The 26,770-nt window shown below is 58.2% G+C and carries 20 protein-coding genes; 9 read left to right on the plus strand and 11 right to left on the minus strand.

All coding sequences use genetic code 11. The features are described 5' to 3' along the window. Nucleotides 1-471 precede the first annotated feature (471 nt). The 3 genes from CL546_RS05340 to CL546_RS05350 form a co-directional block, all read right to left on the minus strand. Nucleotides 472-741 (minus strand): YdeI/OmpD-associated family protein, encoded by a 270-nt coding sequence (locus CL546_RS05340; protein ID WP_290493474.1) that lies wholly within the window; start codon nucleotides 739-741, stop codon nucleotides 472-474. A gap of 159 nt (nucleotides 742-900) precedes the next feature. Continuing rightward, a complete protein-coding gene (locus CL546_RS05345; protein ID WP_290493475.1) occupies nucleotides 901-2,313 on the minus strand; it encodes an amidase in 1,413 nt (470 codons plus the stop codon). A gap of 100 nt (nucleotides 2,314-2,413) precedes the next feature. After that, nucleotides 2,414-3,244 (minus strand): HAD family hydrolase, encoded by an 831-nt coding sequence (locus tag CL546_RS05350; protein ID WP_290493477.1) that lies wholly within the window; start codon nucleotides 3,242-3,244, stop codon nucleotides 2,414-2,416. A 287-nt stretch (nucleotides 3,245-3,531) separates the two neighbouring features. Here CL546_RS05350 and CL546_RS05355 point away from each other — a divergent pair, with 287 nt between their 5' ends. The 3 genes from CL546_RS05355 to CL546_RS05365 are packed head-to-tail and all read left to right on the plus strand — an operon-like array spanning nucleotide 3,532 to nucleotide 6,964. Beyond that, nucleotides 3,532-4,692, plus strand: a complete 1,161-nt coding sequence (locus CL546_RS05355) for a DcaP family trimeric outer membrane transporter (protein WP_290493479.1) — start codon at nucleotides 3,532-3,534, stop codon at nucleotides 4,690-4,692. Nucleotides 4,693-4,727: 35 nt separating this feature from the next. Beyond that, nucleotides 4,728-5,786 carry a glutaminase A gene (gene glsA, locus CL546_RS05360; RefSeq protein WP_290493480.1) on the plus strand — a complete coding sequence of 353 codons (1,059 nt, stop codon included), beginning with the start codon at nucleotides 4,728-4,730 and terminating at the stop codon, nucleotides 5,784-5,786. Beyond that, a complete protein-coding gene (locus CL546_RS05365; protein WP_290493482.1) occupies nucleotides 5,786-6,964 on the plus strand; it encodes a DUF481 domain-containing protein in 1,179 nt (392 codons plus the stop codon). Before glsA ends, CL546_RS05365 begins: the two co-directional genes overlap by 1 nt. A gap of 334 nt (nucleotides 6,965-7,298) precedes the next feature. Here CL546_RS05365 and CL546_RS05370 read toward each other — a convergent pair whose 3' ends face one another. Further along, nucleotides 7,299-7,772 (minus strand): peroxiredoxin, encoded by a 474-nt coding sequence (locus CL546_RS05370; protein ID WP_155131514.1) that lies wholly within the window; start codon nucleotides 7,770-7,772, stop codon nucleotides 7,299-7,301. A gap of 547 nt (nucleotides 7,773-8,319) precedes the next feature. Here CL546_RS05370 and CL546_RS05375 point away from each other — a divergent pair. Both CL546_RS05375 and CL546_RS05380 read left to right on the plus strand, forming a co-directional pair. Next, complete coding sequence (locus CL546_RS05375; protein WP_290493484.1) at nucleotides 8,320-8,985, plus strand: SDR family oxidoreductase; 666 nt, start codon at nucleotides 8,320-8,322, stop codon at nucleotides 8,983-8,985. A 60-nt stretch (nucleotides 8,986-9,045) separates the two neighbouring features. Beyond that, nucleotides 9,046-9,642 (plus strand): hypothetical protein, encoded by a 597-nt coding sequence (locus CL546_RS05380; protein WP_290493486.1) that lies wholly within the window; start codon nucleotides 9,046-9,048, stop codon nucleotides 9,640-9,642. 49 nt (nucleotides 9,643-9,691) lie between these two features. On the opposite strand, the gene CL546_RS05385 is transcribed toward CL546_RS05380, so the two are convergent. Both CL546_RS05385 and CL546_RS05390 read right to left on the minus strand, forming a co-directional pair. Then, a complete protein-coding gene (locus CL546_RS05385; protein ID WP_290493488.1) occupies nucleotides 9,692-11,785 on the minus strand; it encodes a VIT and vWA domain-containing protein in 2,094 nt (697 codons plus the stop codon). A 118-nt stretch (nucleotides 11,786-11,903) separates the two neighbouring features. Next, nucleotides 11,904-12,398, minus strand: a complete 495-nt coding sequence (locus CL546_RS05390) for a hypothetical protein (protein WP_290493490.1) — start codon at nucleotides 12,396-12,398, stop codon at nucleotides 11,904-11,906. Nucleotides 12,399-12,615: 217 nt separating this feature from the next. Between CL546_RS05390 and CL546_RS05395 the strand changes: the two genes are divergently transcribed. Next, the gene (locus CL546_RS05395) at nucleotides 12,616-13,866 is read left to right on the plus strand and encodes an oxygenase MpaB family protein (protein ID WP_290493492.1); all 1,251 of its coding nucleotides are present in this window, start codon (nucleotides 12,616-12,618) and stop codon (nucleotides 13,864-13,866) included. A gap of 144 nt (nucleotides 13,867-14,010) precedes the next feature. Here the strand turns inward: CL546_RS05395 and CL546_RS05400 are convergent, their stop codons facing one another. After that, on the minus strand, nucleotides 14,011-14,496 hold the full coding sequence (locus CL546_RS05400) for a YajQ family cyclic di-GMP-binding protein (protein ID WP_290493494.1): 486 nt from the start codon (nucleotides 14,494-14,496) through the stop codon (nucleotides 14,011-14,013). 185 nt (nucleotides 14,497-14,681) lie between these two features. Here CL546_RS05400 and CL546_RS05405 point away from each other — a divergent pair, with 185 nt between their 5' ends. Continuing rightward, complete coding sequence (locus CL546_RS05405) at nucleotides 14,682-15,302, plus strand: 1-acyl-sn-glycerol-3-phosphate acyltransferase (protein WP_290493495.1); 621 nt, start codon at nucleotides 14,682-14,684, stop codon at nucleotides 15,300-15,302. 63 nt (nucleotides 15,303-15,365) lie between these two features. On the opposite strand, the gene CL546_RS05410 is transcribed toward CL546_RS05405, so the two are convergent. Further along, a complete protein-coding gene (locus tag CL546_RS05410; protein ID WP_290493497.1) occupies nucleotides 15,366-16,820 on the minus strand; it encodes a hypothetical protein in 1,455 nt (484 codons plus the stop codon). A 17-nt stretch (nucleotides 16,821-16,837) separates the two neighbouring features. Next, nucleotides 16,838-18,007, minus strand: a complete 1,170-nt coding sequence (locus tag CL546_RS05415; RefSeq protein ID WP_290493499.1) for an amidohydrolase family protein — start codon at nucleotides 18,005-18,007, stop codon at nucleotides 16,838-16,840. Nucleotides 18,008-18,377: 370 nt separating this feature from the next. Between CL546_RS05415 and CL546_RS05420 the strand changes: the two genes are divergently transcribed. Then, entirely contained in the window at nucleotides 18,378-19,787 is a 1,410-nt protein-coding gene (locus CL546_RS05420; RefSeq protein WP_290493500.1) for an aldehyde dehydrogenase, read from the plus strand. Between the two features lie 130 nt (nucleotides 19,788-19,917). Here the strand turns inward: CL546_RS05420 and CL546_RS05425 are convergent, their stop codons facing one another. Both CL546_RS05425 and CL546_RS05430 read right to left on the minus strand, forming a co-directional pair. Continuing rightward, nucleotides 19,918-23,061, minus strand: coding sequence for an efflux RND transporter permease subunit (locus CL546_RS05425; protein WP_290493501.1), 3,144 nt, complete (start codon nucleotides 23,059-23,061; stop codon nucleotides 19,918-19,920). After that, nucleotides 23,058-24,260, minus strand: coding sequence for an efflux RND transporter periplasmic adaptor subunit (locus tag CL546_RS05430; RefSeq protein ID WP_290493503.1), 1,203 nt, complete (start codon nucleotides 24,258-24,260; stop codon nucleotides 23,058-23,060). The genes CL546_RS05425 and CL546_RS05430 overlap by 4 nt, the downstream gene beginning before the upstream one ends. A 304-nt stretch (nucleotides 24,261-24,564) precedes the next feature. Between CL546_RS05430 and katG the strand changes: the two genes are divergently transcribed. Continuing rightward, the gene (gene katG / locus CL546_RS05435; protein WP_290493505.1) at nucleotides 24,565-26,730 is read left to right on the plus strand and encodes a catalase/peroxidase HPI; all 2,166 of its coding nucleotides are present in this window, start codon (nucleotides 24,565-24,567) and stop codon (nucleotides 26,728-26,730) included. The last annotated feature ends 40 nt before the right edge of the window (nucleotides 26,731-26,770 follow it).

Below are 26,770 nucleotides of genomic sequence, written 5' to 3' on the forward strand. Positions count from 1 at the left end.
CAAACCTAATATCTGGCTTCCAGACTGGACATTGCGCCAGAACCTTAAGCGGCAACAGACAGAGCAGAATAAGCGTGACTGTTTTCATATTCACCTAACAGCGTATTAATTAGAACGTTCCGCATAACCCGGTTCCTTATAACTCTGGAACCGTGCTTCCCTGACCACAAGGAAAAGCCTGCCATAACAAAAGGTTGGGATGCTATAGCCAATCTCCTGCACGGAGTTATGAGGAACGTTCTATATAACTCCTGGAGAATTGTCATCCATTGGATGACAGCAAGGTGCTTGATATAGAAGAAAATTGTAGCTGGCGGGGTGCGTAAGCGGGGCCGTTTCCGTTGAAAACAAGCAAACCGCGCTTTGCGGCTTTATGTTGGTAAGCCGTCACTATCAGGCAGCTTGCGGTTCTCGTGCATCCGGTTGGCTCGCCGTAAGGTGTTCGGGTTGTTGGCGCGCGGGCGGACGTTTTCATGCCTTGCCGGTGCGCTCGCGGTGGGGGCAGCCCGGCCAGCAACAGGGGCGGCGTTTGCCGGCGGTGAGATTTTCCTGGGCACGGGTGATGCGTCCGGTTCGAGTGTCAGCTTTCTTGGCGTCTTCTATCCAGCAAATCCATTCGTTACGGGCCAACGGGGTGATGTCTTCCCATTGCGCCAGCATGGCGTTGTCCGCCAGTAGAGTCTGGCGAAGGTCGTCGGGCAGTGGGTGGACCACGCCGCCACTCGGGGTGGGCTGTTTCATGGTAATCATCCTTGATCAGTTGCCCTTGTGAAAAGAGGAAGGACGCCAATTGTCGGGTTACGCCTTTCAGGCTAACACGACCTACGCTACTGATTTGCCATGATCCGGGTTCCCTGTGAGATCAAGGCACTGACAATAGCAAAAGGCGGTGGGTGGCCTCTATGACGTAAGTCTCCTGAAGGGGTGTGCCTCTTCCAGTTCAAAGGCCAGCTCCAGCAAGGTGCGCTCCTCGCCGTGGCGCCCATTGAGTTGCACTCCAATGGGTGTCCCATTCTCGGCCTGTCCAAGGGGAAGGGACAGGCCCGGGCTACCAGAGGCATTGTTGGCAGGAGTGAAGGTGGTGTAGCTCAACAGGCGTTCCAGCTGGGTGTCGAAGTCCACATCGGCGCCCAGATAGCCCAGCTCCGGCGTGGTGTGGGCCAGCACCGGGGTGAGCACCACGTCGTACTGGTTGAATACCTCTGCGTAGCGGGCCTGGCTCTGGCGAAGCTGGCGCAGCATGCCGGGGGTTTTCAGGAAGCGTTGACGGTAATAGCGGGCCAGGCCCTGTGAAAGCGGGTCCAGCTGCTGACTATCGAATCCCTGGGGGAAAAGGGCGCGGCCGAATTTGCTGACAAAGAACGCGAGCATGGCCCAGTAAAGCAGGAAGTCGTCCACGAACCGCTGGGGCAGGTCGATGTGGGCGACGTCCACATGGTGGCCCAGGGCGGACAGCTGTTTGGCGGTGGCTTCCACGGCGGCACGGGTTTGCGGGCAGGTGGGGTCGCCGGCGATGGAGTCCACCATCAGGCCGATGCGTAGCCGCTGTTTGCCGGGGCCGGTGACGTGCCCGACAGCAGGTAGCTTGTTGTTGCGGTAGTACTTTTCGGCTTCGGCGAAGAAGTTGGCGGTGTCGCGCACGGTGCGCGTGAGCACGCCATCGCTGATGATATTGATCGGCAGGGCTTTGGCCGCTTCCTGGGTGACCAGGCGCCCGCGGGTGCTTTTCAGGCCCACCAGGCCGCAGACCGCTGCGGGGATGCGGATGGAGCCGCCGCCGTCGTTGCCGTGGGCAATGGGCACGGCGCCGGCGGCCACCAGTGCGGCGCTGCCGCCGGAAGAGCCGCCGGCGGAGTGGTTCAGGTGCCAGGGGTTGCGGGTGGCCGGGGCGTGAGCCATCTCGGTGGAGGCGGTAAAGCCGAAGGCGGGCAGGGTGGTCTTGCCCAGCAGGTTAAAACCCTGAGCCAGATACTGCTTTGCCAGTACGCTGGTTTTCTTCATGGGTTTGCCGCCCACGGCGGCACTGCCATGGCCGGTGGGCAGGCCGCGCAGATCGATATTGTCTTTGATCAAGCTGGGAACGCCGGCAAAAAAGCCCTCAAAATGCTTGTTGCCGGCTCGTTCCCGCGCTTCCGCATAGGTATCCAGTACCAGCCCGTTGAGGGTGGGATTGACCCGCTGCAAGCGGGCGATGGCAGCCTCGGTGGCGTCGGTGGTGCTGATCTCGCCGCGCTGCAGGCGCGCTGCCAGAGCAGTGGCGTCATCGGTGCCCAGGGCGTCATCGGTAAAGGCGTGAAGCGTGTGCTGTGTCATGGTGTCTCGCGGGCCGGTTGTTATTTTGCACGAATGTACCAGTTTGGCGCGGGGCGGGCGGGGGCTGATCGGGCCAATCGGCTGACAGGGCAGGCGCGTTTCAGGGCCGCGCCCGTTCCACGCGTTTGTGCTGGGCCAGCAAGTGGCGGGCCAGACCGGTGAGTTCGGCAATGCTGCCGACCACGGCGTCCGGACGGTGTGGGTGTTTGACCGTATGCGGGAAAATCTTGTCCAGCCAGGCCTGATCCCAGTCCGCGCCATTATAGAAAATGGAGGTAACACCGGCTTCCTTGGCGGCAATCACGTCGGTGGTGCTGTCACCCACATACCAGCAACTTTCGGCGGGAGGCCTGTTGAGAATCTCCATGGCCTTCAACAGCATCTGTGGTGACGGTTTGCGTTCCTCCACATCACTGCCACACACGACCACATCAAACAGGTCTTCCCAGCCGGTGCCATCCACCAGGGCCAGTTCGTGTTCCAGAAATTCCCGTTTGCGGTTGGAGATCAATCCGACTTTTACGCCCAGCTCGCGCAGGTGCTCCAGTTGTGGGCGAATGTCTGGTTCCAGCGGATGTACTTCGGCCACGTACTTTCGGTAGGCCTGGTCGAAGGCCTGGTGAGCGCGCCCTTTGGCGTCTTGATCACTGCCGAACAATACTTCGAAGATATCGGTGCGGGAAATCTTCCGCTGAGAGACGATTTTGGGGTGCAAGCGGTGATGATCTTTCACATAAATCAGCAGCTTGGCGTCTTCAATAGTCTTGGATTCATCCGGGTCCAGCAGCCGGTCCCACAGGTCGAGATTTTCTAGTTGGGGAAGGATGTCATCCACGGCGTGGTACATGGCGTCATGGGTATCCACCAGGGTGGCGTGCCAGTCAATCAGAATGACATCGGGGCGGGCGTGGGGCAGTTGCAGAATGCTCATTATGAGGTTGCCCGTAGGTTGTGAGTGGTGGCTTATAGCCTGGTCACATTGGCGTGTCGCCATGCCGTTCAGCTTAACCACCAGTATAGACAACCGCGTGTGTTTTTTAAGGCTCTGTAAAGCGTGTCACCATTTTGAAAAGCTTTGGATGGGACTATCGTGACACTCTGTAAAATTTGTGCTTCTATCGGAGGCGGATCACTGGTTTAACGTTGCAGCTCGGGGTGCTCAACAGTTCTGCCCGGGAATGGCAGCGATTAACAAAACAATGCACAGGGATGATGATCATGGGTACTCTCGCTTCCAGGCGCACCCTCGGTACTGCGCTGCTTCTTGCTCCTCTCACTTGCTTGGCGGATTCCTCTTTCGAAGTCTACGGTTTCGGGATGGTGGATTATGTGCAGGCGTTTGATCGGCCCAATCCGGATTGGGTAGGGGCGTTGCGCCCTAGCCGAATTCCCACCAACGCTGCTTCGGTTGGCAGTGATGGTCAGGCGGAGTTAAGTGTTCGCCAGAGCCGTCTGGGTGTGAATGCCAGCACCATGGCCGGTGACAGTGAGCTGACCACCAAATTCGAATTTGATATGTACGGCGTCGGCCCGGATGAGGGGCAGACGACGATTCGTTTGCGTCATGCCTACGGTGAGTGGAAATCCATTTTGGCCGGGCAAACCAATAGTGTGTTCATGGACGGGGATGTGTTCCCTAACGTGATCGACTACTGGGGGCCGTCGGGCATGGTGTTCCTGCGCAATCCGCAGATTCGCTGGACGCCGGTGCAGGGCGATCAGACCGTGGCCGTGGCCATTGAGACTCCGGGTAGTGGGGTGGATAACGGGCTGGATCCGAATACCACTGCGGGCGACAACGAATACCCCGACCTGACCGCGCACTTCCGCCAGGTCGGCGACTGGGGCCACTTCCAGGTAGCGGGTATCCTGCGCCAGGTGGGCTATGACACTCCCGGTGGGCCTGATGGTAGCCCGGACGACAGCGAGTTGGGTTGGGGCGTCAATTTGACCACCACGATCAACCTGCTGGAAAAAGACCGTCTGATTCTGGGTGTGGTTCATGGTGATGGTATTTCCAATTACATGAACGACGGTGGGGTCGATATGGCACCGGATGGCAATGTCATCGATCCGGATTACCAGGTGGTGCCACTGACCGGCCTGATCAGCTATTACGAACATGCCTGGAATGACCGTTACAGTTCCGCCATTGGTTATAGCTCTACCGAAATCGACAACACGGATTTCCAGGGCCCGGATGCTTTCAAGAAAGGCGAGTATGCCTCCACCAACCTGCTCTATACCCCTAATGACAAGGTCATGATGGGGGTGGAGTACCTGTTTGGTAAACGTACCGCGAACGATGGTGACAAGGGCTACGACCGCCGCGTTCAGTTCAGCGTTAAATACAGCTTTTCCAGTGGCAATCTGCTTTAAGCGGAAGCCGGAATCTCTCAGAGGGAGCACGAGAAATGCAATATTCACGTAAGTTCTTCAGCCTGTTCTTTGCCGGCATGCTGGCCATGGCGAGTGCCAGCTGTTCCGCAGAATCGGAGGCACCGGCGGCGTCTCCGGTGGACAGCAAGCTCACCGAAAAAAACATCAATGATGCGTTGAAAAAAGCCTATGACAAGTACAAGGGATTGAAGGAAGGCGCTAACGCCAATTACATCCCCGCGCTGGACAAGGTGGACTCCAATATCTTTGGTATTGTGCTGGTGACGGTGGACGGCAAGGTCTACAGCGTGGGCGATATCAAATCCGAGGTGTCGATCCAGTCTATCTCCAAGGTCTTCACCATGGCCAAGGTGACAGAGGAGAAAGGCATCGATGCACTGCCCAAGAATGTGGGGGTAGACGCTACCGGCCAAGTGTTCAATTCCATCTATGCCATCGAGCAGAACCAGGGCCATGAAATGAACCCGCTGGTGAACGCCGGTGCGATTACCACCACCAGCATGGTGCAAGGCAAGAGCTACAACGAAATCTGGAACAAGATCCTCGGTTACTACAGCGAGTTTGCGGGCCGGGAACTGACTGTGCTGGAGGATATCTACAAGTCCGAAGCGGCAACTAACCAGCGCAACCAGGCGATCGCACACCTGATGTATGCCTATGGTCATATCGAAGGTGACCCGCTGCAGGCCACCGACATTTATACCCGTCAATGCTCTGTGGGTGTCAATGCCAAGGACCTGGGCACCATGGCGGCGACGCTGGCCAACGCCGGGACCAACCCGGTAACCGGCAAGGCTTTGGTTAAACCGGAAGACATGCCGGAAATTCTGGCGGTGATGGCGACGGCGGGGCTGTATGACGATGCGGGTAAGTGGTTGTACAAGACCGGCCTGCCTGCCAAGAGCGGTGTGGGCGGTGGTATCATTGCCGTTTCTCCGGGCAAGTTCGGCATCGCGGCTATTTCTCCGCCGCTGGATGAGGCCGGTAACAGCGTACGTGCCCAGAAAGCCATTGCCGATATCTCCGCGGCGCTGGGGGGCAACCCGTACGAAGCCGCACCTTATGGTAAGTGATGAAAAAAGTCGTTGTTAATGGCTGGCCGGTAATGGCCGGCCGACCTTTCTCGTCTGACAGTGCTTATTGCCAGACAACCAAACAGGCAGCCTTCTGGGCTGCCTGTTTGGTTGTCGGCACCTTTCCTGCTGTCGCCTTTGCAGCGGACCAAACCTTCGACACGGCCAGTACCCCGCCACAGATCTGGCAGCCGCCCAGCTTTGATGTGCAGCAATGGGACTGGATTCAGCTGGATACTGGCGAGTGGGTGAAGGGCCGCATAAAGGTCTTGCATGAAGAGTCGGTCGAGATCGACAGCGATCATTTCGATTTGATTTCGATTGACTGGGAAGACGTGGCCTATATCCGCACGGGGCGAGTCATGTCGGTGCTGCTGGATGGCGGTGAAGTGATCCTGGGGCGTTTGACCACGGAGCGCGGCAAGCTGCTGGTGGGCGGTGAACCGGTTGAGTTTCCGCAGGTGGTGGGTATTGCCTCGGCCTCACCCAGAGAGTTTGATTTGTGGTCTGCGGATATTTCGGTGGGCCTGAATTTCCGCAGTGGTAACGTGGAACAGAAAGACCTGAATACCAAGGTTTCACTGAAACGCCGCACGGTAAAAAATAATACCAAGATGAGTTATACCGGTAACTATTCGGAATCGGAATCCGAGCAGCTGGCCAATAACCACACGGCGAGTCTGAGTCATGATTATCGGATTAGCCATAAATGGTTTTTCAGGCCGATTCAGGCGGAATATTACCGTGATCCGTTCCAGAACCGTGAAGCAGAATGGACGGTAGGTTTTGGTGCGGGGTACCAGATTTTTGATACATCGAAGCTGGATTGGACGGTCTCGGCCGGTCCCGGTTATCAGCGTACCGAGTACGTGGACGTGGCGCCGGGTGAAGACCGTACCGTGTCTACGCCCGCATTGCTGTTGGGTACTTATTACGATCAGGATATTACCGACAATATCGACTTCCAGATTGATTATCAGGTGACCTTGACGGAAGAGGACGCGGGCCGTGCCAAGCATGACTTCTATATGGCACTGGACGTGGATCTGACCAGCCGTTTGGACCTGAGGCTGGCGGGTACCTGGAAACGAATTGAAAGCCCGCAACCGGACAGCGACGGCATTACTCCGGAAAAAGACGATTTTACCGCTACCCTGGGGCTTGCCCTGGAGATATAAGCGGTATTGAGCAAGCGTCGGCACGGCTCAGCATTTCTGGCGTTGCCGGATGCCACACGCCTGAGGCCGGACGTTAAACCGACGAACAGGGAATCGCTGAAAAACGCCCAACAGCGCTGGTTGTCTGTGGGAAGTGTTTCCCACAGTGCCTCGAGCGTTTGTCAGAGGTTTCCGGGTGGCACCGCCATGAATTGCCGGCCATGCACCATGCAGATAACCCGCGTCGCCAGGTTTTCGTCAGGCATGAGGCGTCAGGCATGGGGCTGTCTGGGCAAAATCTAGAGGGAACGATTCTCCGTTCAGAACATTCCCTCTAATCCGCGTTTAACCCAAATTAAAGCTGACCCAGCACCGTGTCGGCGCTGCTTTTGTCTACGCCTTTGGCGTCCACACCGATGTATTCCACCACGCCATCGTTGGCGATCAGGGCGAAACGCTTGCTGCGAATCCCCATGCCGCCGCCGGTGGCGTCCAGTTCCAGCCCCAGCGCCTTGGCAAACTCGGCATTGCCGTCGGCCAGCATGGTCAGGCGCTCGGCGTTCTGGTCTTTCTGCCAGGCATCCAGCACGAAAGCGTCGTTAACGGCCATGCAGGCAATGGCATCTACCTTGTCCAGCAGGGCGTCGGCATTCACCACAAAGCCGGGCATGTGGGTGTTGGAGCAGCCGGGGGTAAAGGCACCGGGAACGGCAAACAGCACCACTTTGCGGCCTTTGAAAAATTCCCCGGTGTTGAGGTCTTCCGGGCCGTCTGGGCCGTTGGTTTTCAGGGTGATAGAGGGGAGGGTATCGCCAACTGCAATGCTCATGATTCGCGTCCTTGGCTTGAGAATGGACACTCACTGTAGCAAAGAGACACGGATAAAAAAGGGTCTTCAGGGATTAGCGTAAATAACACGTTTCTCGCCATCTGCCTGGCTTGTCCCGAATATCGGGCACTTTGCCAAACGCTCGACGCCGGATGCCTGACGTAACTCTCCATCGCCTGAGAGGCTGTCGTTATTCCGGCATCTCTCCAGAGAGGTATTTTGAGGAACTGTCAGGCCATCATTGATGGTAATAATCGGGTAATGCATTTTGCATAGAGAGTATGGTGGCCAAGATTTTCAGGTTTTGAAGGCAAGCATCCTTCGTCGGGCATCCGGCGTCCAGCGGCTGCCAAGTTGGGATAAGGAGACAAGGGAACCTCTGAACCCGGGTGATCACTCATTCCGCGATGAAGCATAAAAAAGGGTGTTTACGGGCAGAGAGACAAGTCACCGCCACAGGGCCCTGCGAATGTGGCTTGTCTGCTGGCGTTGAATGCGAAACAGGTTCAGGGTAACTATCTGTTGAATCAGGAAAAAGGAGAAAATCGTGGGGCAGACAATCGTTATTACCGGAGCGAACCGCGGGATCGGTCTTGCCATGGCGCAGGCGTGGTGTGCCAGAGGCGATACCGTGATTGCCACTTGCCGCCAGCCCTCTGCAGCGCTGTTGGAAAGCGGTGCTAAAGTGATCGATGGCGTGGATGTGAGCACGGCGGACGGGGTGATGAACTTGCAGAATGCGCTGGGCGAGACCCCGGTAGATATGCTCTATAACAACGCCGGCATCATGTGCAGTGAAACGGTGGACGCCATGGACTTTGACGCTATGCGCGACCAGTTTGAGGTTAATACGCTGGGGCCGCTGCGGGTCACCCTGGCCCTGTTGGCTAACATGCATGCAGGCAGCAAGGTGGGCCTGATGACTTCGCGAATGGGGTCCATGGCGGATAATACCTCCGGGGCCAAATACGGCTACCGGGCCAGCAAGGCCGCCCTGAATGCGGTGGGCAAATCCCTGGCGGTGGATTTGGCGGCGCGCAGCATTGCGGTGGCGATTCTGCATCCGGGCTGGGTGCAGACTGACATGACCCGGCAGAGCGGTAATCTGACGGCGGAAGAAGCGGCCAGCGATCTGATTGCGCGTATGGACGCCCTGACCCTGGAAAACAGCGGGACCTTTTGGCATTCCGATGGCAGCGTGCTGCCCTGGTAATGGGATTGCCTTCTCTGAATACAGAAGAGGGTTTCACCGAATGCTGATGGAGAACAAGTCATGACGCACGCTGTGCGCTTTCAACATCCACGCTACACCATTCGCCGCAAGTTCTTTCGGTTCTTCGGTGATGCCTTCCATCTTTATACGGATGATGGAGAACTGGCGCTTTACTCCAACATGAAGCGCTTCCGCATCCGCGAAGACATCCGGCTCTATGCGGACGAAAGTCAGGACCAGGAGTTGCTGCGAATTTCCACTCGCAGCATTTTCGATTTCGCTGGCGCCTATGACGTACATGATTCGCAAAGCGATGAGCATGTGGGGACGCTGCGGCGGTCGGGCTTCACGTCGTCTTTCCTGCGCGATCACTGGACCTTTCTGGATAGTGGTGGCCAGGAAATCGGTACCCTGCAGGAAGACTCCATGATCAAGGCGCTGGTGCGCCGCTATATCGAAACGTTGGCATTTTTCTTTCCGCAGCACTACCACGCTACCGTGGGGGATAGCCCCGTGGCCGAGTATCGTCAGCGCTTCAATCCCTTCATTCTGAAACTGGATGTGGATTTCAGTGCCGATCGTGAAGGCCGGCTGGACAAGCGTCTGGGGATTGCTGCCGGGGTGTTGATGTCTGCCATCGAAGGGCGTCAGGAATAAAAACGGGCAGACGCTGTCTGCCCGGAAGGGTGTGCCAGAACAGGGTGAGTCAGCGGCGGCGTCGCAGGCCGCCGCCGATCAACAATATCAGGAAGGGCAGCAGCGCTCCGATACCGAAGGCGCCACCGCCTCCACCACCGCCGCTGCTATAGGACGGCCGGTTGCTGGTGTACATGGGCTGGGCGGTGTCCGCACGGTTGCTGGTGGGGGCGTTAGCCTGACGCTGGGCCTTGGCCAGTTTTTCGATTTCCCGGCGTTTGGCGTTGCGGCGGTCGATACCGTATTCAGCGAACACTTCGTCGCGCAGCACCACCATGGAGGTGTAATTGGTGACCAGGCCGTATTCCAGGCCCAGATCCACGATGCCCTGTTGCAGGTCTTTTTCCTCCCCGAAATAATTAATTTCCTGCTGCATGTCCTGGATGGTGGCGTAGGCCCACAGGCGTTCCAGCTCCGGGTTGTCACCGCCCTGGGCGGGGAAATTGAAGCGGGTTTTGTAGTGCTTGTCCTGGCCCGCCACGTTGGCACGCAGCGTGACGTTTGCCGGACCGTCGCCCCAGTAATGGCCGAGCAGCACGATTTGACGGCCATGGTAAATGCTGCCAATGCGCTGGGGCTGGAGATCAGCGGTACGTACCCCGTCGATATCGATTTCAACGTCATTCATGGCCTGGTGGGTGAGCTTGGCAGTGGCGTTGAGAATCTGCCCGGCGATGTCGTCACTGTTGGAAACGCTGATGGCAAAGCCGTTGCTGGCACCGGTCATGGCCGTGAGCATGGGGCGGTTGGCGCTGTTACCCATGACAAAGGTGAACAGACGAACGTCGTGGTTTTCCAGCAAATCGATGAAATCTTTTTGTTGGGTTTTGCCCACGTTGGCTACACCGTCGGTGACCAGCACGATGCCGGTGGGGCGATCTGCATCCAACGGGTTCAGGGCCAGACTCAGGCCGCCGAACAGGTTGGTGCCGCCCCGCGACTGGAGCTGCATGACCTTCTTCGTGTACTGGCGAATATTGTTCGGCGTTGCGTCCACAAAACCACTGGTGAGTTCTTCGGCGCGGTCATCGAACAGCACGATACGGAAGCGATCGCCGCCGCGCAGTTTGCCCAGCGCCTGGCTGACGCCGTCGCACAGGGTGGCCAGTTTGGCGCTCATGGAGCCGGAGATATCCAGTACGAACACCCAGTCGCTACCGGTGGTGATCGGGGGTAAATCATCACCGGGGGTGATGCTGAGCATGAAGGTACCACGGTCCTTGCCCGGCGCCTTGTAGGCCACCAGGTCCACGCTGCCGGGCAGATCCTGCTGGTGACGCCAGTAGACCACGATGTCCTGGTCGAGAGTGAAGGCATTGGCCGGTTGGCCGTTGGCAGCCGGTGGTGTGAAGTTGGGGTTCTCGCTGTTTGTTTCTTCTTCACTGCTGCCGGTTGCCGTGCGGTTGTCCAGTGTTACCTGCCATTGCTGTGGGCCCAGCTGCTGGATCTGTGCCTGGGGGTGTTTGGGTAGCCGCAGCGCATCCACCGGGTAGCCGCTGCGCAGGTTAAGGGTGAAACTGAAGTGCTCTTCAACGCTGTCGTTGGCAGTCCAGAAGGCCAGCTTTTTCTCGTCTACGCCGCCTTCCTCCAGCGGGTAGACATAACGGCCGATGCCGGTATCCACGGAGGCAGGCTGCATGTAGACCAGCCGCACCCGGGTATCCTGGCCGGCGCGCACCGGCTGCACTTTCACATCAAAGGCCTTGTAGCTGTCTTTCTCGGTGAGGCCGGCTTCACGGCCGGCGGCTTTTTCCTGCTCGTATACCTGGCGGGCCTGCTCTTTTTCCAGCACTTCACCGATCACCGGTTTGTCGTCGATCCAGACGGTGAATTCGGCCACCGTGCCTTTTTCGGGAACCGGAAAGCGGTAGTAGGCCTCCAGATCCTGATCATTGGGGTTGTGGAACACCTGCTCGACTTCGGTGATGGCATAGCCGTCTTCCACGTCCACCGTGACATGCTGTTCGCGGATTTGTAGCGGTGGCAGGTTGCTGTCGACGGGGGTCATCAGCCCGGCAGCAAGACTGTGTTGAGTGGCGGTCAGGGCGCTGAATGTCAGCGCCACCGTGGCGAGAAGACGTTGGAATCGATTCCTGAAACCCATGAGGATTCTCCTTGTTATCGGTCATGGGCTACGTTGTACGCGCTGGGGTCCGCTTTGTTAAACAGTGTTCATTAACAAGACATGTCGCAAGGTGTTCAATAGAACGCGAATTTGGGTATTACCCGTTATGGATCAGTTGTTTACGTGTGGTATCGATTAATGCAGCGAAGTCCGGACGGGCGATGACGGCCAGCACCAGAGTGTAGACACCATTGAGTAATGCGAGCAGAACATCCGCCTGCATCAAGCTGAGGGCGATTACCCCCATGGAAAGCGCATCCAGGATGCCCAGCAGCATGAACATGCTGGCCTGCACCTTGGCAACCGCCTGATCGTCGGAAGAGTCGGCGGGGGTAACGGTCTGGGCCTGGCGGCCGGCGATGGCTGAGGGGGATAGCAGCAGATTACGCAGCGGTCGGGCCACCACCAGCATCAAACCCATGGCCCCCATGGCGCCCATGCGCAGAGTCTCCTGCGGCAGCAGCTCAGCGGAGGCGGTGTAGTTACCAAACCAGACCAGTCCGGCGATGGCGATTCCGATCAGCATGGGGGCGGAGAGCACCAGAAACCAGAACATATTAAGCCGTTGGGTGGCCGAGCTGGAGGTGGACATAGAGACTTCCCTGTAATCCGTTGCGGGCTGCAAACGGTGTTAGATAAACAGGCAAAATAGCAAAGCCAGGGTGGATAAAAAAGCGCGATTTGTTTCTGTCATTCAACGCCATTCTTTCTGGCAATTCTTGCCATGCCGTTGATCAGTGGACATTGTTAAGCTCGATAAGAACTTGTCGGTTCTAACGCCCCGAAACGCGAGGGCAAGGAGCAAAAGAATGACCGCAATGCTCGCAGCCAGGCCACTGGAGCATGCCCAGTTGAACCGGGTGGGTGACCCCGGGCGTCCGCAGATGCGTCGGGTGCGCAAACTGTTTTCGTTGATGATCGGTTCCGATCCGCAGCCCAGTGAAGGACAGATGCGGGTGATTCGTGAGCACATGCTGATGGGCGATCGCCTCGCGGACGCCGTGGTGGAGATGTACAAGACTTTGCCGGCGGGGCAGGGGAGAAAACTGGTGGATCAGGCGTTGGAGCAGGGTATCGAGGCGCTCGATAATCCGCCGGAAGCGTTGCAGGCCTTGTTCAATCAGATTGACCATGAGCCCATCTGGCTGGACCGGGAAAAACTGCGCCTGGCCTGTGATGTCTCTCATCGGGTTGGGCTATCCGGGGAGCTGGTATTGCGCAACCTGTCGTTGATGGGGGGCTACCTGGGCGCCGCCGCTGCCAAGCCACTGGTGTTCACCGGGGAGCTGGATCGCATGGCGAACCGGCGTCTGGTAGAAACCGGAAAATTCTGGATGGACGTGACCACGCCGGGTGGCCTGGAGCGTGATCAGGAAGGATTCAAAAGTGCGGTGCGAGTGCGGCTGATGCATTCCCAGGTGCGCGCCATGTTGTTGCAATCCGACAAGTGGACAATGGCCTGGGGGCACCCGCTGAATCAGTGGGATTCCATGGCTACCATTCTGGAATTTTCAGTGATCTTTCTCACCGGGTTGCGTTCATTGGGCTTTATTTTCAGCAAGAAAGAGCGCGAAGCCGTGGTGCACCTGTGGCGCTATGTGGGTTACTTGATGGGAGTGGAAGAGCGCATCCTGCCCACCTGTGAAGCGGATGCCATGCGCGCGTTTTACCAGGTAATTGCGACTATCTGTGAAAGTGATGACGACACCCGCAAGCTGGGCCAGGCATTGGCTGGCGCCTCCTTGCAGGATGGTGGTGACGGTTGGGCGGCGAAACGTATGGCGCGGCTGGAGTGCACCCTGCGAGCCGGTTACACCCGTTATATTCTGGGCGATGAAGCTGGCGATAAATTGGGCCTGCCACGCACGGCAGCGAAGTATGTGTGGCCCGCACAGATTCCCCTGCGTGTGGGGGCTGAACTGGTGCGCAAAAGCGTGCCCGGTGCTAACCGGGTGCTGGTATGGCTGGGAGCCAAAGCCCGCAGGGATCAGTTCCCGAAGCGAGTGCAGCGGCTAAAAGCGGATACCACCTTTACGCCGGTGAAGACGTTGGCGCGCTAAAGGCGACGGCAGCACGCTTCACGCGACACGGGTTAGTCCTTCTGCAACGAAAAAAGCCGCGCCCCAATTTGGAACGCGGCCTCTTGCGTTTGTGTGACTACAGCGCTGGTACGGCGTTGTTGCGTGACGCGTGTTGCGTGCAAGCTAGTCTCTAAAATTATTAAATTGCAGCGGCGTTTCGATTTTGGATTCCCGCAACAGCGCCATCACCGCCTGCAGGTCGTCACGTTTCTTGCCGTTCACCCGTACCTGATCGCCCTGAATCGAGGCCTGCACCTTGATTTTGCTTTCCTTGATTTCCTTGACGATTTGTTTGGCCACGGGCTGATCGATGCCCTGGCGGAAGGTCAGGGTCAGCGAGAAGGTTTTGCCACTATGCTCGGGCTCTTCCGGTTTGTCGGCGCCGGCGGCGCTGATGTTTTGTTTCAGGCAGGCTTTGCCGAACAGCTCCTCCAGCTGACGTACCTGAAAATCGGATTCGGTTTTCAGGGTAACGGCCAGGCCGTTCTGCTCGATGCTGGCCTCGACGCCGCGGAAATCGAACCGGGTAGAAAGCTCGCGGTTGGCGTTATCCACCGCGTGGCGAAGGGCGACTTCATCAATCTCGGAAACAATATCGAAAGACGGCATAAGGGGTCCTGTCGGCAGTAATGAGCGTGTCTTGGGGCAATTATACAGAGGCAAAGCGGTGACAGGGCAAGTCGGGGTGGTTGTCGTCAATGCGGGTGCGGTGGGCTATCCGATATACTGCGGTGCTCTGTTACGCTGCGGCCCGGTTCGCAGGACGAAAGATAACAACCATTTGAGGGTAGGGTATGCAGAACCAGTCCACAGGCGGGCCATCCCGTGTGCCATTGGGGCAGCGAATCGGCCAGGCTCTGCTGCGGCTCACCGGCTGGACAGCCGGTCCCTTCCCGGATATCGACAGGGCGGTGATTGCCGGCGGCCCACATACCTCCAACTGGGATGGTGTGCTGGCGCTGGTGAGCCGCTCCGCGTTGCAGAAAGACGTCAACGTGATGATCAAGAGCAGCCTGTTCAAGGGGCCGCTGGGCGTGCTGTTGCGCAAACTGGGGGCCATGCCGATTGAACGGGGCAAGGCTGGCGGCATGGTTGAGCAAACCGTGGCGGCGTTTGCCGAGCGTGAGAAACTGCTGATCGCGGTGACCCCTGAGGGCACTCGCAGCAATGCGGACCAATGGAAGCTGGGCTTCTATCACATTGCCCGCCAGGCCAAGGTGCCGATTATTCTGGCGTTGGCGGATTATCAAGAAAAGACCTTTTCGTTTCCGGTAGTGATCTATCCGGGTGATGACATGGAGGCGGATCTTCAGCAGATCTATCGGCATTTTGCGGGCGTCACGCCGCGCCATGCGGACAAGCTGTCCGCGCCGGTTTGCGCAGCCAAAGCGGCCAGCGCTACTGGCGCTGACTAGGTGTGTGAACAGATATAAGCCAGGAGAGGGGCAGGCCACGCACCGGTGACCTGCCGGAGAAGGCTAGAATGCCAGCACCACATCCGTGGTGAGAGCCCAGCCGTTGCCACCTACCTGGAATGGCACGCTGCTGTAGCCCACCGGGGAATCTTTCAGGTAAAGGCCCTGCACGTTAAGGCGGAGTTCCTTTCTTTTCATTGGATACCAGTTAAAGCCCACACTCAGGTCGTGCGGCGTGCCATATTCCCCCTGAATTTCGGAGAAGCCCACATAAGGCTGCAGTACTCTGGGAATGGCCATCATTGAAGCCTGTATCTGGTAGCCCTTGTCGTCCAGTCTGTCCTCGGGCAGTGGCCCAGTGGCATCGAAATTATCTACCCAGCGGTGGTAGAACTCTGCCTCCAGAAACCAGCCGCGATATTTGACCCCGGCGTTGACCGCTGCCATCTGGTAGGTGGCCTGCTCAATGGTTGTGCCATTGCCAAAGGGGCCCTGACAGACTCCGCCACCATCCGGGTAGCAGTTGAACAGCAGGGTGCCGTCGGACAAACGGATCTGGGTGTTTTCCACGGTCTCGGTGCCGGGCTGCGCCTGTCGGTCTTCGCGGCTGTGGGTGAAGTGCACCCCAAAGCGGGTTGCCACCTCTTCGTGGAAAGCATAATCCCCCAGCTCCTCACCGGGGCCGTACTCACCGGTGGTGGGCATCCACCACAGAGCGCCGGAAACGGTGTTGAGTCCATCGTCCAGTTGCACGCCATCCACGCCCAGCTGGCTCAGGTTGTTGCCCAGCATGGCCCGATATTGCAGGCCCTTGGCAATTTCGCCTTCCGCCCAGATGCCCATGGTGTAAGACCCGCGGAAGAATTCATCGGCGATGGTGCGATGATCATTCTTGAGCCAGTTGGGGAAAGTGCTGTTGGTAGACCGGGTGGAGGGAAGGGCACCAACGCCACCGTACAATTTGAAGGCTTCGTTGAAGTGGTAACTGAGGTTACCACCGACGACCACTTGTGCCGGATCGCCCTGGCTGGTGTTGGACGTCCAGGTGTAGAACAGGTAGTTCAGCTTGGGATCGAAGATCCAGCCCTTGAAGCTCATGTTCACTTTCTGGAACTGGATGTCGTTGCGAATATCAATATCGCTTGAGCGACCAAAGCTGTCGGTGTAGCCGCGATCGAAATCCTTCTGGTTCAGGTAACGGGTATAGCTGAACACACTGAAATTCACTTCGCCCAGATCCGAATTGAACAGGTTGAAGCCCTTGCCCGGACGATAGCCCAGGCTGCCGCCGGGGTTGTCGGCGGGGCGCTGGGGGGACGGTGTGCTTTGCCCGTACAGTTCGGTTTCCAGTTGCTGGATTCGCTGGTCGAAATCCTGACTTTGCTGCTCCAGATTCTGGCGCATGGAGCGCAGCTCCTGGAGTTGTTTTTCCACTTCCGGGTCGGAGGTTTCAGCCAGTACCGGGTTGGCAAGCAGGGCAGCGCAGAGCGCTGCCGAAGAGGAGGTGATTTTTCTCATTCCCGAGTCCTTTATTATCAGCTGTTGCTGTTGTCATCCGCAGGGCAAACGTCGGGAGCGTTGTAATCCAGCTCCATCAGGCGGAAGTAGTTGGCGCCCAGGGCAATGTTATGGAATGCCTCGTCGCCCAGTGCTCTCAGGGCGCGGCTAGTCACGTCCAGTTCCTTGCCATACTGATCATCGGGTTTGTAAGCGGCGGCCACGAAGTCAGTGCCCGGCAGGATGCGGGTGGAGTATTCGTTAAAGAACGGAATGTAGATATCACCCCACTGGTGATACTCGTTGTAGAGCACGTCCCAGGAGATATCCAGCATCAGGTTGGGGTACTTGTCGAGCAGGCCCTTGAGGATGGTGACGTGCTGCACCGGGTTCATCTTGCCCAGTTCCTTGGAGAGCCCCATGTGCGCCCACACGATCTTGTTATCCGGGTAGGTGGCGAGGATATGTTTCATCAACGGCAAGTGTTCGGTGGGGTTGGCGTCGTTGCCGAGATCGGAATGGAAGGTAACGGGAATGCCACGTTCCTGCAGCACCGCCATGAACGGCGCCCAGTTATCGATGCTCTGCATGGTGGCCGGTTCGTGGTTGTTTTGCAGTAGCGCCTGTTTCACCACGTTCAGCTCGCCGCTCCAACTGAACATGCCCGGGTACTCCCGGTCATACAGTTCGATCAGGTCCACCACGTTTTCCGGGTGCGCCAGATCCATGAAGGTCATGGACAGGGTGATATGGAGATTGTCGCTGGGGTACGCCACGGTTTCCATGCCATTGACGAAGTCGTTCTTGATGCTCGGTTCGGCGGTGACGCCAGGGCAATCCAGGTAATAGTTACAGCCTGAATCCAGCTCCAGGATCTGGCCAATACCGAAATAGTTCACGAAGCGAACGCCCTGGTCTTCCAGCATGGTGTGCAGCTTTTCCGGTGGTATGGCTGCGCCCCCGAATGGGCGGGGGTGGAAGTGGGCATCTACCAATGGGGTATAGGGTTCTTTTTCCCGGTCGTAGCAGGCTTGCTGTTCGTTGGGCTGTTTGAGGGATTCCAGCGTGCGCTCATTGGCTGTGCGGGTATGGGTCGCAGTGGTGGCGCAACCGGTGATCAGAACGGCCACAGGAAGGGCGACAAGAGATTGACGGAAACGCGGTGAAACAACGGCGGCTGACAGCTTGCCGAGAATATCCCTATTCATGATGAACTCCCCTGATTTTTTTATCGGTACCGGATTCACTGGATCGGTCTTGTTCGATACTAGGAGAAAATGCAGAGGCCTACCACCTGCGCAGCCACGTATTGCGAGTGGGTGTGACAGAGCCAACAGTCCCTGTTTCTACCTGAGGCTGGTGCGTCCATCGACCGACTCCAGGTAGACGCTCGGCGTGAATCTGTGGATGCTCCATTTTCTGTAAGGAAAACAATAAGTAAGGGTGTGTTTACTTTGTGGAGGTAAATGACGCCGGTTGGTTTTTTATGTCAGGTTTCGCGCGCTTTTCTCATGGTGGGTGCGGTGGCCCCGTGGAACACTCGTGCCCCTGAATAAGGTATTCACACGGAGATTAGCCATGGGTGCGGTTCTGGATAACAGTAATTTGAATGAAGCACAGGGGTGGGCGGCCAGTGCCGTTGCCCGTCAACGTAACTATTTTGAATCCGGGGCGACCCGCAGCTATGCCTTTCGGCTGCGTCAGCTGAACAAGCTGAAAGAAGCCATTGTGCAGTACCAGGGCGACATTCAGGACGCGCTGCACGCGGATATTGGCCGTCCGCCGTTTGAAGCGTACATCGAAATCAGCACAGCCATTGAAGACCTGAAACACACTATCAAACACCTGAAAAACTGGATGAAACCCAAGCGTGTGGGCACCAGTATGTGGGCGCAGCCGGGCCGCAGCCGTATTGAATCCACCCCCCAGGGTGTCACCTTCTTGCTCGGTCCGTACAACTATCCGTTCCTGTTACTGGTGCAGCCGTTGATTGGCTCCATCGCCGCCGGCAACACGGCTGTGCTGAAGCCGTCATCTTTGAATCCCACGGTGGCAGATGTGGTCGAGAAGATCATCAAGCAGTGCTATGGCGATGAATATGTAGCGGTGTTCAAGGGCAGTACGGACGTGACCAACGAACTGCTCGAAGAGCGTTTCGATCATATCTTCTTCACTGGCAGTCCTCGGGTGGGGCGCATTGTCATGGCTGCTGCTGCCAAGCACCTTACCAAGGTGACCCTGGAGCTGGGCGGTAAGAGCCCCACCATCGTGCATAAGGACGCCAACCTGAAAGTAGCCGCCCGTCGTATTCTCGCCGGCAAGATGATGAACGTGGGGCAGACTTGCGTGGCGCCGGATCACATCCATGTGCATGCGGATATCAAGAGTGCCTTCGAGGCGGAAATGGTTTCTACGCTGAAGGAGTTCTACGGCGAGGATCCGAGCCAGAGCCCGGACCTGGGCCGGATGATTAACGATCGGCACTTTGACCGGGTGGCCGGCTTGATCAATCGCGACAAGTTGCTGGCAGGTGGCGAGACGGACAAGGATGCGAGGTATATTGCGCCGACTCTGCTCAAGGATGTGACCATGGATGATGCCGTGATGCAGGAAGAAATTTTTGGCCCAGTGTTGCCGATGCTGACCTATACCACGGTTGAGGAGCTAGTGGGGAATCTGAAGCAGCTACCGGAGCATCCTCTGGCATTGTACCTGTTCACGGCCAGTGATCAGGTGGAGCGTCAGGTGCTGGATAATGTGCAGTTTGGTGGTGGTTGCATCAACAACACGGTGATGCACGTGGCCAACCCGAACCTGCCGTTCGGCGGCGTGGGGGAAAGCGGTATGGGCGCTTACCATGGGCAGAATTCCTTTGATGCGTTTTCGCATAAACGCAGCATTTTGAAGGCGACGACCCTGTTCGACATCAAGTTCCGTTACGCGCCTTACAAGGACAAGGTGAACCTGATGAAGAAGCTGATCAAATAACGCTTCAGGCTTCACGCTTCACGCGCGTGCCGCTGTAGGAGCTCCCTTCCAGGGGGCGAACCGTGCGCAGCACGGAATCGACCGGGCGGCGCTCAGTGGCCTTGTCGTTATCTCGCAATTCGCCACGGATTTATTTCAGCAATTTCTGCTTCAGGTACTCCCGGGTGCTCTGCACCATGGCATAGAAGGCGGGAATCATCGGCGTGCCGATCAGAAGCGCGGCAAGCATGCCCCACATCACTGTATGCCCCAGCGAAAGCTGGCTGAACATGCCGGCGCCGCTGGCAAAGGCCAGCGGCAGAATGCCGAGGACAAAGGAGAGGGCGGTCATGCACACGGCGCGGAAACGCAGGCGCCCGGCTTCCGCTGCTGCTTCAATTATCGAGAGCCCTCCTTGTTCGCGCCGTTCGCGGGCGAACTCCACGATCAAAATGGCGTTCTTGGCGGCCAGGCCGATAAGCAATACCAGCCCCACCTGGGCAAACAGATCCAGCGCCCCCAATTGCGGAATACCGATCTGTCCCACCATCAGCAGCCCGCCGATGGCCCCGGCCACGGCGATGGGTACTACCAGGATAATGGCCGCCGGCACCGACCAGCTTTCGTATTGCGCTACCAGGAACAGATAGATGAAGACCATGGCCAGCGCGAAGGCGATACCGATCTGGTTACCGGCCTTGCGCTCCTGATAGCTCTGTCCAGTCCATTCCACCTGATAGCCATCCGGCAATACCTTGGCAGCCACGCGTTCCAGTTCGGCCATGGCATCACCGCTGGAGACGCCCTCGCCGGGCTGGGCGCGGAGAATGGCGGAGCGGTACAGATTGAAGCGGTTGGTGATGTCTGCGCCAAGCACCGGCTCGGTGGTGAGCAGGGTGGATAGCGGCACCATGTTGCCGTTGCTGCTGCGGGCGTAAAGTCGTTCGATATCCTTCAGGTCGGAGCGGTAGGCCGGGTCGGCCTGCATCATCACCCGGAAGGTGCGCCCGAACAGGGAGAAGTCATTGATATAGCTGGAACCCAGCTGGCTCTGCAGGGCGGAGAAGATGTTGGTCAGCGGTACCTGCAGGGTCTTGGCCTTGTTGCGGTCAATATCGATGCGGTACATGGGCACGTTGGCTCGAAAGCTGGTGGAGGCGTTGCCGATCAATGGCGACTGGTTAGCCGCCGCGGTGAGGATCTGCATGGCCCCGGCCAGGTCCGCATGGCTGCGCCCGAGGGTGTCTTCCAGCACCAGCTCCAGGCCACCCACGGCGCCCATGCCTGGTACGGAGGGCGGCGGGAAGGACTGGATTTGGGCTTCGGGAATGGTCTGGTAAGCCTGTTGGGTCACCCGCGCCGAGACGGCCAGGGAGATGTCCTGGAAGTCTGGCCTTTCATCCCAGTGCTTGAGTACCACGAAGCCGGTACCACCGTTGCTCTGCACCCCGCCGGTGAGCATGGAGAAGCCGGCAATCATGGTGGCCGACTCCACCGCGGGATCATTGTCGAGCATGCGCTGCACCTGCTCGATCACGGCTTCGGTCCGGTTGATGGACGCCGCATCCGGCAGCTGCACGTTCACCAGCAGCAAGCCTTTGTCTTCCATGGGCACAAAGCCGGAAGGAATGCTGCGGGCCCCGACAAACAGCCCGACCATTATTACCGCATAAATCACCAGGGTCAGGCTGCGCCGTCCTAGCAAACCGCCGACAATGCGTGAATACCCTCCGGTGATACGGTCGAAGCCGTTATTGAAATATTGGTACCAGCGCGGTGTTTTCTGCTTGCGGCGCAGCACCAGGCTGGCTACGGCCGGACTCAGGCTTAATGCACAGATGGAGGAAATCACCACGGCCACGCAGATGGTCACTGCGAACTGGTTGTACATGATGCCGGTGATGCCGGGCATCAACGCCACCGGCACAAACACGGCCAGCAACACCAGGGTGGTGGCGATGATCGGCCCGGTGACTTCTTCCATGGTGCGGGTCACCGCCTCGCGGGTGGAAATGTCCGGGTCTTCAAGCAGGTGCCGGTCGGTGTTTTCCACCACCAGGATGGCATCATCCACCACGATGCCGATGGCCAGGATCAGGCCAAACAGGGTAATGGTATTGATGGACATGTCCGCCACCAGCATGATCGCCAGCGTCCCGATCAGTGACACGGGAATGACCACCGTGGGGACCAGGGTTGGGCGCCAGTCGCCGAGGAAGATAAAGGTGATCAGGATGACCAGGCCCACCGCCATCAGCAGCGAGGTGGTGACCTGCTGAATCGCCACTTCCACATAGCGGGTGGTGTCATAGCCGATGGCGTATTCGAGCCCGTCAGGGAAGGTTTTGCTCTGTTCTTCCAGGGCCTGCTTGAGGGCATCGCCGGTGGCCAGGGCGTTGGCGCCCGGCGCCAGGTAGGCGGCCATCACCGTGGTGGGGTGGTTCTGGTAGTTGGCGGCAATGCTGTAGGAAAGCTGACCCAATTCGATCCGCGCCACATCCCCCAGCCGCACCATGGCGCCGTTCTCGTCGGCACGCAGGATGATGTTCTCGAATTCCTTCACATCCTTGAGTCGCCCTTCCAGCTGCAGGGCATACTCCGTGCTCAGCTCTCCATCGAAAGGCGGTGCGCCGATCTTGCCGGCGGGGGCCTGTACATTCTGTTCGCGCAGGGCATTGGAAATGTCGTCCGGGGTAATACCGAGTGCGGTCATCTGTGGTGGGTCCATCCACAGGCGCATGGAGTAATCCGCAGAACTGAACACGCTCACATCGGATACGCCTTCCACCCGCTTGAGCGGGTTCTGCACATTGAGCAGGCTGTAGTTGGCGATGAACAGTTCATCCAGTGAGCCGTCCGGGGAATACAGGTTGATGGTGAAGAGAATGTCCGGGGAGCGCTTGTCGATGGTCAGGCCCTGGGCGCGGACTTCTGCCGGTAGCGAGGGCTCGGCCAGCTTGACCCGGTTCTGTACCCGCACCAGCGCCATGTCCGGGTCTTCGCCTACCTCGAAGGTAATCGCGAGGCTGTAGCTGCCGTTATTGGATGAGCTGGACGACATGTATTCCATGCCTTCCACCCCGTTGACCACATCCTCAATGACCTGCCCCACGGATTCTTCCATGATCGCGGCCGACGCACCGGGCCAGCTGGCGCTCACGGAAATCTGTGGTGGCGCCACCTCCGGATATTCGGAAATGGGCAGCAGCTTCATGGCCAGCAGGCCGGTGAAGGTAATCACCAGGCCGACCACCATGGCCAGCTTGGGTCGCTGGATAAAGACGCCACTGATCACGGGGCAGTACTCCCGTTGTTATCCGCGGCCGCTGGCGCGTTCGCCTGTTCGGTGTCTTCGTTCTGGTCTTTTTCGGGCTGGCTACCGGTATGGGGTTCGGTGGCGGGCTTGTAGTCGGAGACCTGGACTTCGCTGCCGGGCCGCACTTTCTGGATGCCGCGCAGGATGACTTTTTCCCCGGCGAGCAGACCTTCGGTGACCAGCACATTTTCGCCAAAACGGTCGCCGGTCATCAGGTTGTTGCGCAACACCCGATTGTTGGTGTTGACGGTAAAGACATAGGTGCCTTGCTGATCCACCTGCAGGGCTGCCTGAGGAATCATCAGACCGCTCAGACTTTGTTTGAGGCGTACATTGGCCTGCACAAACATACCGGGGCGAAGCAGGTCGCGGGGGTTGGGCATGGCTGCGCGGACTTCCACGGTGCCGGTATTACTGTCCACCCGGTTGGAGACGTAAACGATGTTGCCGGTGTAGGGATACTCGCTGCCGTTGGGCAGCTCCAGCCCGACTTCAATCTCTGAAGGTTTGGGCTGGTTGTCGCTCATGGCCGCTTCGGTGAGTAGTCGCTCGGGGATCTGGAAAACCGCCTGCATGTCGTTGCCGCCGACCAGCGTGGTCAGGGTGCCGAAACCGGGGCTGACCACATCGCCCACCGAGGCGATGGAGCGCCCTACGCGACCGGCCTGGGGGGCCTCGATATGGGTATAAGACAGATCCACCTGGGCACTTTCCCGTGCGGCGCGGGCAGATTGCTCAGCGGCTTCGGCTTCCTGCTGGCGGGCCTTGAGGGTGTCGTATTCGGAATCGGAGATATAGCCCTTGTCCACCAGCTTGTTGGCGCGGGAAAAGTTGCTTTTGGCTTCCGCCAGAGTGGCCTTGGCGCGTCCATGCTCAGCCTTGGCACGCGACAGGGCGGCCTCATAAGGTGCCGGGTCGATATCAAACAGGGGTGAGCCGGCTTCCACGGTGTCCCCTTCACGGAAATGCACGGCAGTGAGTTTGCCGGACACCTGGGCGGTGATGTTGACGTCGCTGCGCGAATCAATCCTGGCGGTGAAGGTGCGTTCGGGTTGGTAGGGCCGTTCACTGGCGGTGACCACAAACACTTCCGGTGGCGGTGCTTCGGTGGAGGGCGGTTCTTCACAGGCAGCTAAAGCGAGAAACAGAATGGGCAAACCAAAACGAGTTAAACGCATGGGGGTGAAACCTCCGTGTCAGGCCGCTGCGCGTGGCAACCGGTTCCCTTTGTTGTTGTGTGCATTGTCACCATACCACCATACGGTGGTAAGAGAATGGCGTTGTGAATAGGATATTCAGGAGGTGTCAGCGGGGCAGCCGAGGTCATCATCAACAGCTGAGTATTGGCTGTTTGAACTATTGCTATGCCTATGGCGTTTGATAAAAACTATCGGCGTGTTTGCCAAAGCCAACTGGCCGGGGGCAAGGATTAAGGGATATAACTGAATCAACAGCGAATACATACTCAACAGGGAGAGAGTCATGGCTGATGCAAGTCAATGCCCGATGCATGCCGCAGGTGGCGGAACGACCAACAAGGACTGGTGGCCCAACCAGTTGCGTCTGGATCTACTCAACCAGCATTCCTCACTGTCGAATCCCATGAACGTGGATTTCGACTATGTCAAGGCATTCAACAGCCTGGATCTGGAGGCGGTAAAGAAAGATCTGCATGCCGTAATGACAGACTCACAGGACTGGTGGCCAGCGGATTTCGGCCATTACGGTGGGCTGTTTATCCGTATGGCCTGGCACAGTGCCGGCACCTATCGCATTGGTGACGGGCGTGGCGGCGGCGGCCGCGGTCAGCAGCGTTTTGCCCCACTCAATGGCTGGCCGGATAACGTGAACCTGGACAAGGCGCGTCGTTTGATCTGGCCGGTGAAGCAGAAATACGGCAGTAAAATTTCCTGGGCAGATCTGATTATCCTCACCGGTAACGTGGCGTTGGAATCCATGGGCTTCAAAACCTTTGGTTTTGCCGGTGGCCGTGAAGATACCTGGGAGCCGGATCAGGATGTGTACTGGGGGCGTGAAAAAGGCTGGCTCACCAATGACTCCCGGTTCTCGGACAAGCGTGACCTGGAAAACCCTCTCGCGGCCACCATGATGGGGCTGATCTATGTGAATCCGGAAGGCCCTAACGGCGATCCGGACCCGAAGGCTGCCGCCCACGACATTCGCGAGACGTTTGCGCGCATGGCCATGGACGATGAAGAAACCGTTGCCCTGATTGCCGGTGGTCATACCTTCGGCAAGGCCCACGGTGCCGGTGATCCGGAAAAAGTGGGCCCTGACCCGGAAGGTGCCGGGCTGGCGGAGCAAGGTTTCGGTTGGCGCAGCAGCGTGGGTACCGGCAAGGGTGATGACACCATGGGCGGTGGCCCGGAAGTGACCTGGTCGCAGACGCCGACGCAATGGAGCAACTACTTTTTCGACAACCTGTTCGGCTTTGAGTGGGAGCTTACCGAAAGCCCTGCTGGTGCCAAGCAGTGGGTGGCGAAAGGCGCTGAACCGCAGATGCCCTACGCCCAGGACAAGAGCAAGAAGCATAAGCCGATGATGCTGACCACGGACTTGTCGCTGCGCTTTGATCCGGCCTACGAAAAAATTTCCCGGCGTTTCCATGAAAATCCGGACCAGTTTGCCGACGCCTTTGCGCGGGCCTGGTTCAAGTTGACCCACCGTGACCTGGGGCCGCGTGCCCGTTACCTGGGCCCGGAGATTCCCGACGAGGAGCTGATCTGGCAAGACCCGGTGCCCGAGGTGGACCATGAGTTGGTGGATGACAAGGACATTGCGGCACTGAAGAGCAAGATCCTGGATTCCGGCCTCAGCGTGTCCGAGCTGGTGTACACCGCCTGGTCGTCTGCTGCCACCTTCCGTGGCGGTGACAAGCGTGGCGGCGCCAACGGTGCCCGTATCCGTCTGGCCCCGCAGAAAGACTGGGAGGTGAACCAGCCGGAGCAACTGGCGCGGGTGCTCAGCGCCCTGGAAAGCATTCAGGCGGACTTCAATAGTGGCAGCAAAAAGGTATCGCTGGCGGATCTGATTGTCCTGGGCGGCAGTGCCGCGATTGAGAAAGCGGCCAAAGCGGCGGGTACGGATGTCACTGTGCCGTTCTCACCGGGGCGTACCGATGCCAGCCCGGAACAAACCGATGTGGCGTCGTTCGAACCGCTGGAACCCAAAGCCGACGCGTTCCGTAATTATCAGCAAGCCCGTTTCTCCATGGGCGGTGAGCACCTGATGATTGATCGCGCGCAACTGCTGACACTCACCGCGCCGGAAATGACGGTGTTGGTCGGTGGGCTGCGGGTGCTGGGCGCCAATCATGGTGGCAGTGAGCTGGGTGTGTTTACCGACAAGCCCGGCACCTTGAGCAACGATTTCTTCGTGAATCTGCTGGATATGAATACCGAGTGGAAGCCGGTATCCAGTGATGAAGAAGAATTTGAAGGACGTGATCGTGCCAGTGGCGAATTGAAGTGGACCGGTAGCCGTGTGGATCTGGTGTTCGGCTCCAACTCGGTGCTGCGTGCGCTGGCGGAGCTTTATGCCAGTGCCGATGCCAAGGAAAAGTTCGCCCACGATTTCGTGGCAGCCTGGACCAAGGTGATGGAGCTGGAACGCTTTGATCTGAAGTAGTTCTTTCTTTCCATGCCAGAGTAAAGAAAACGGCGCGCTG

It is taken from the genome of Alcanivorax sp., from assembly GCF_002726155.1.
Taxonomy (GTDB): domain Bacteria; phylum Pseudomonadota; class Gammaproteobacteria; order Pseudomonadales; family Alcanivoracaceae; genus Alcanivorax.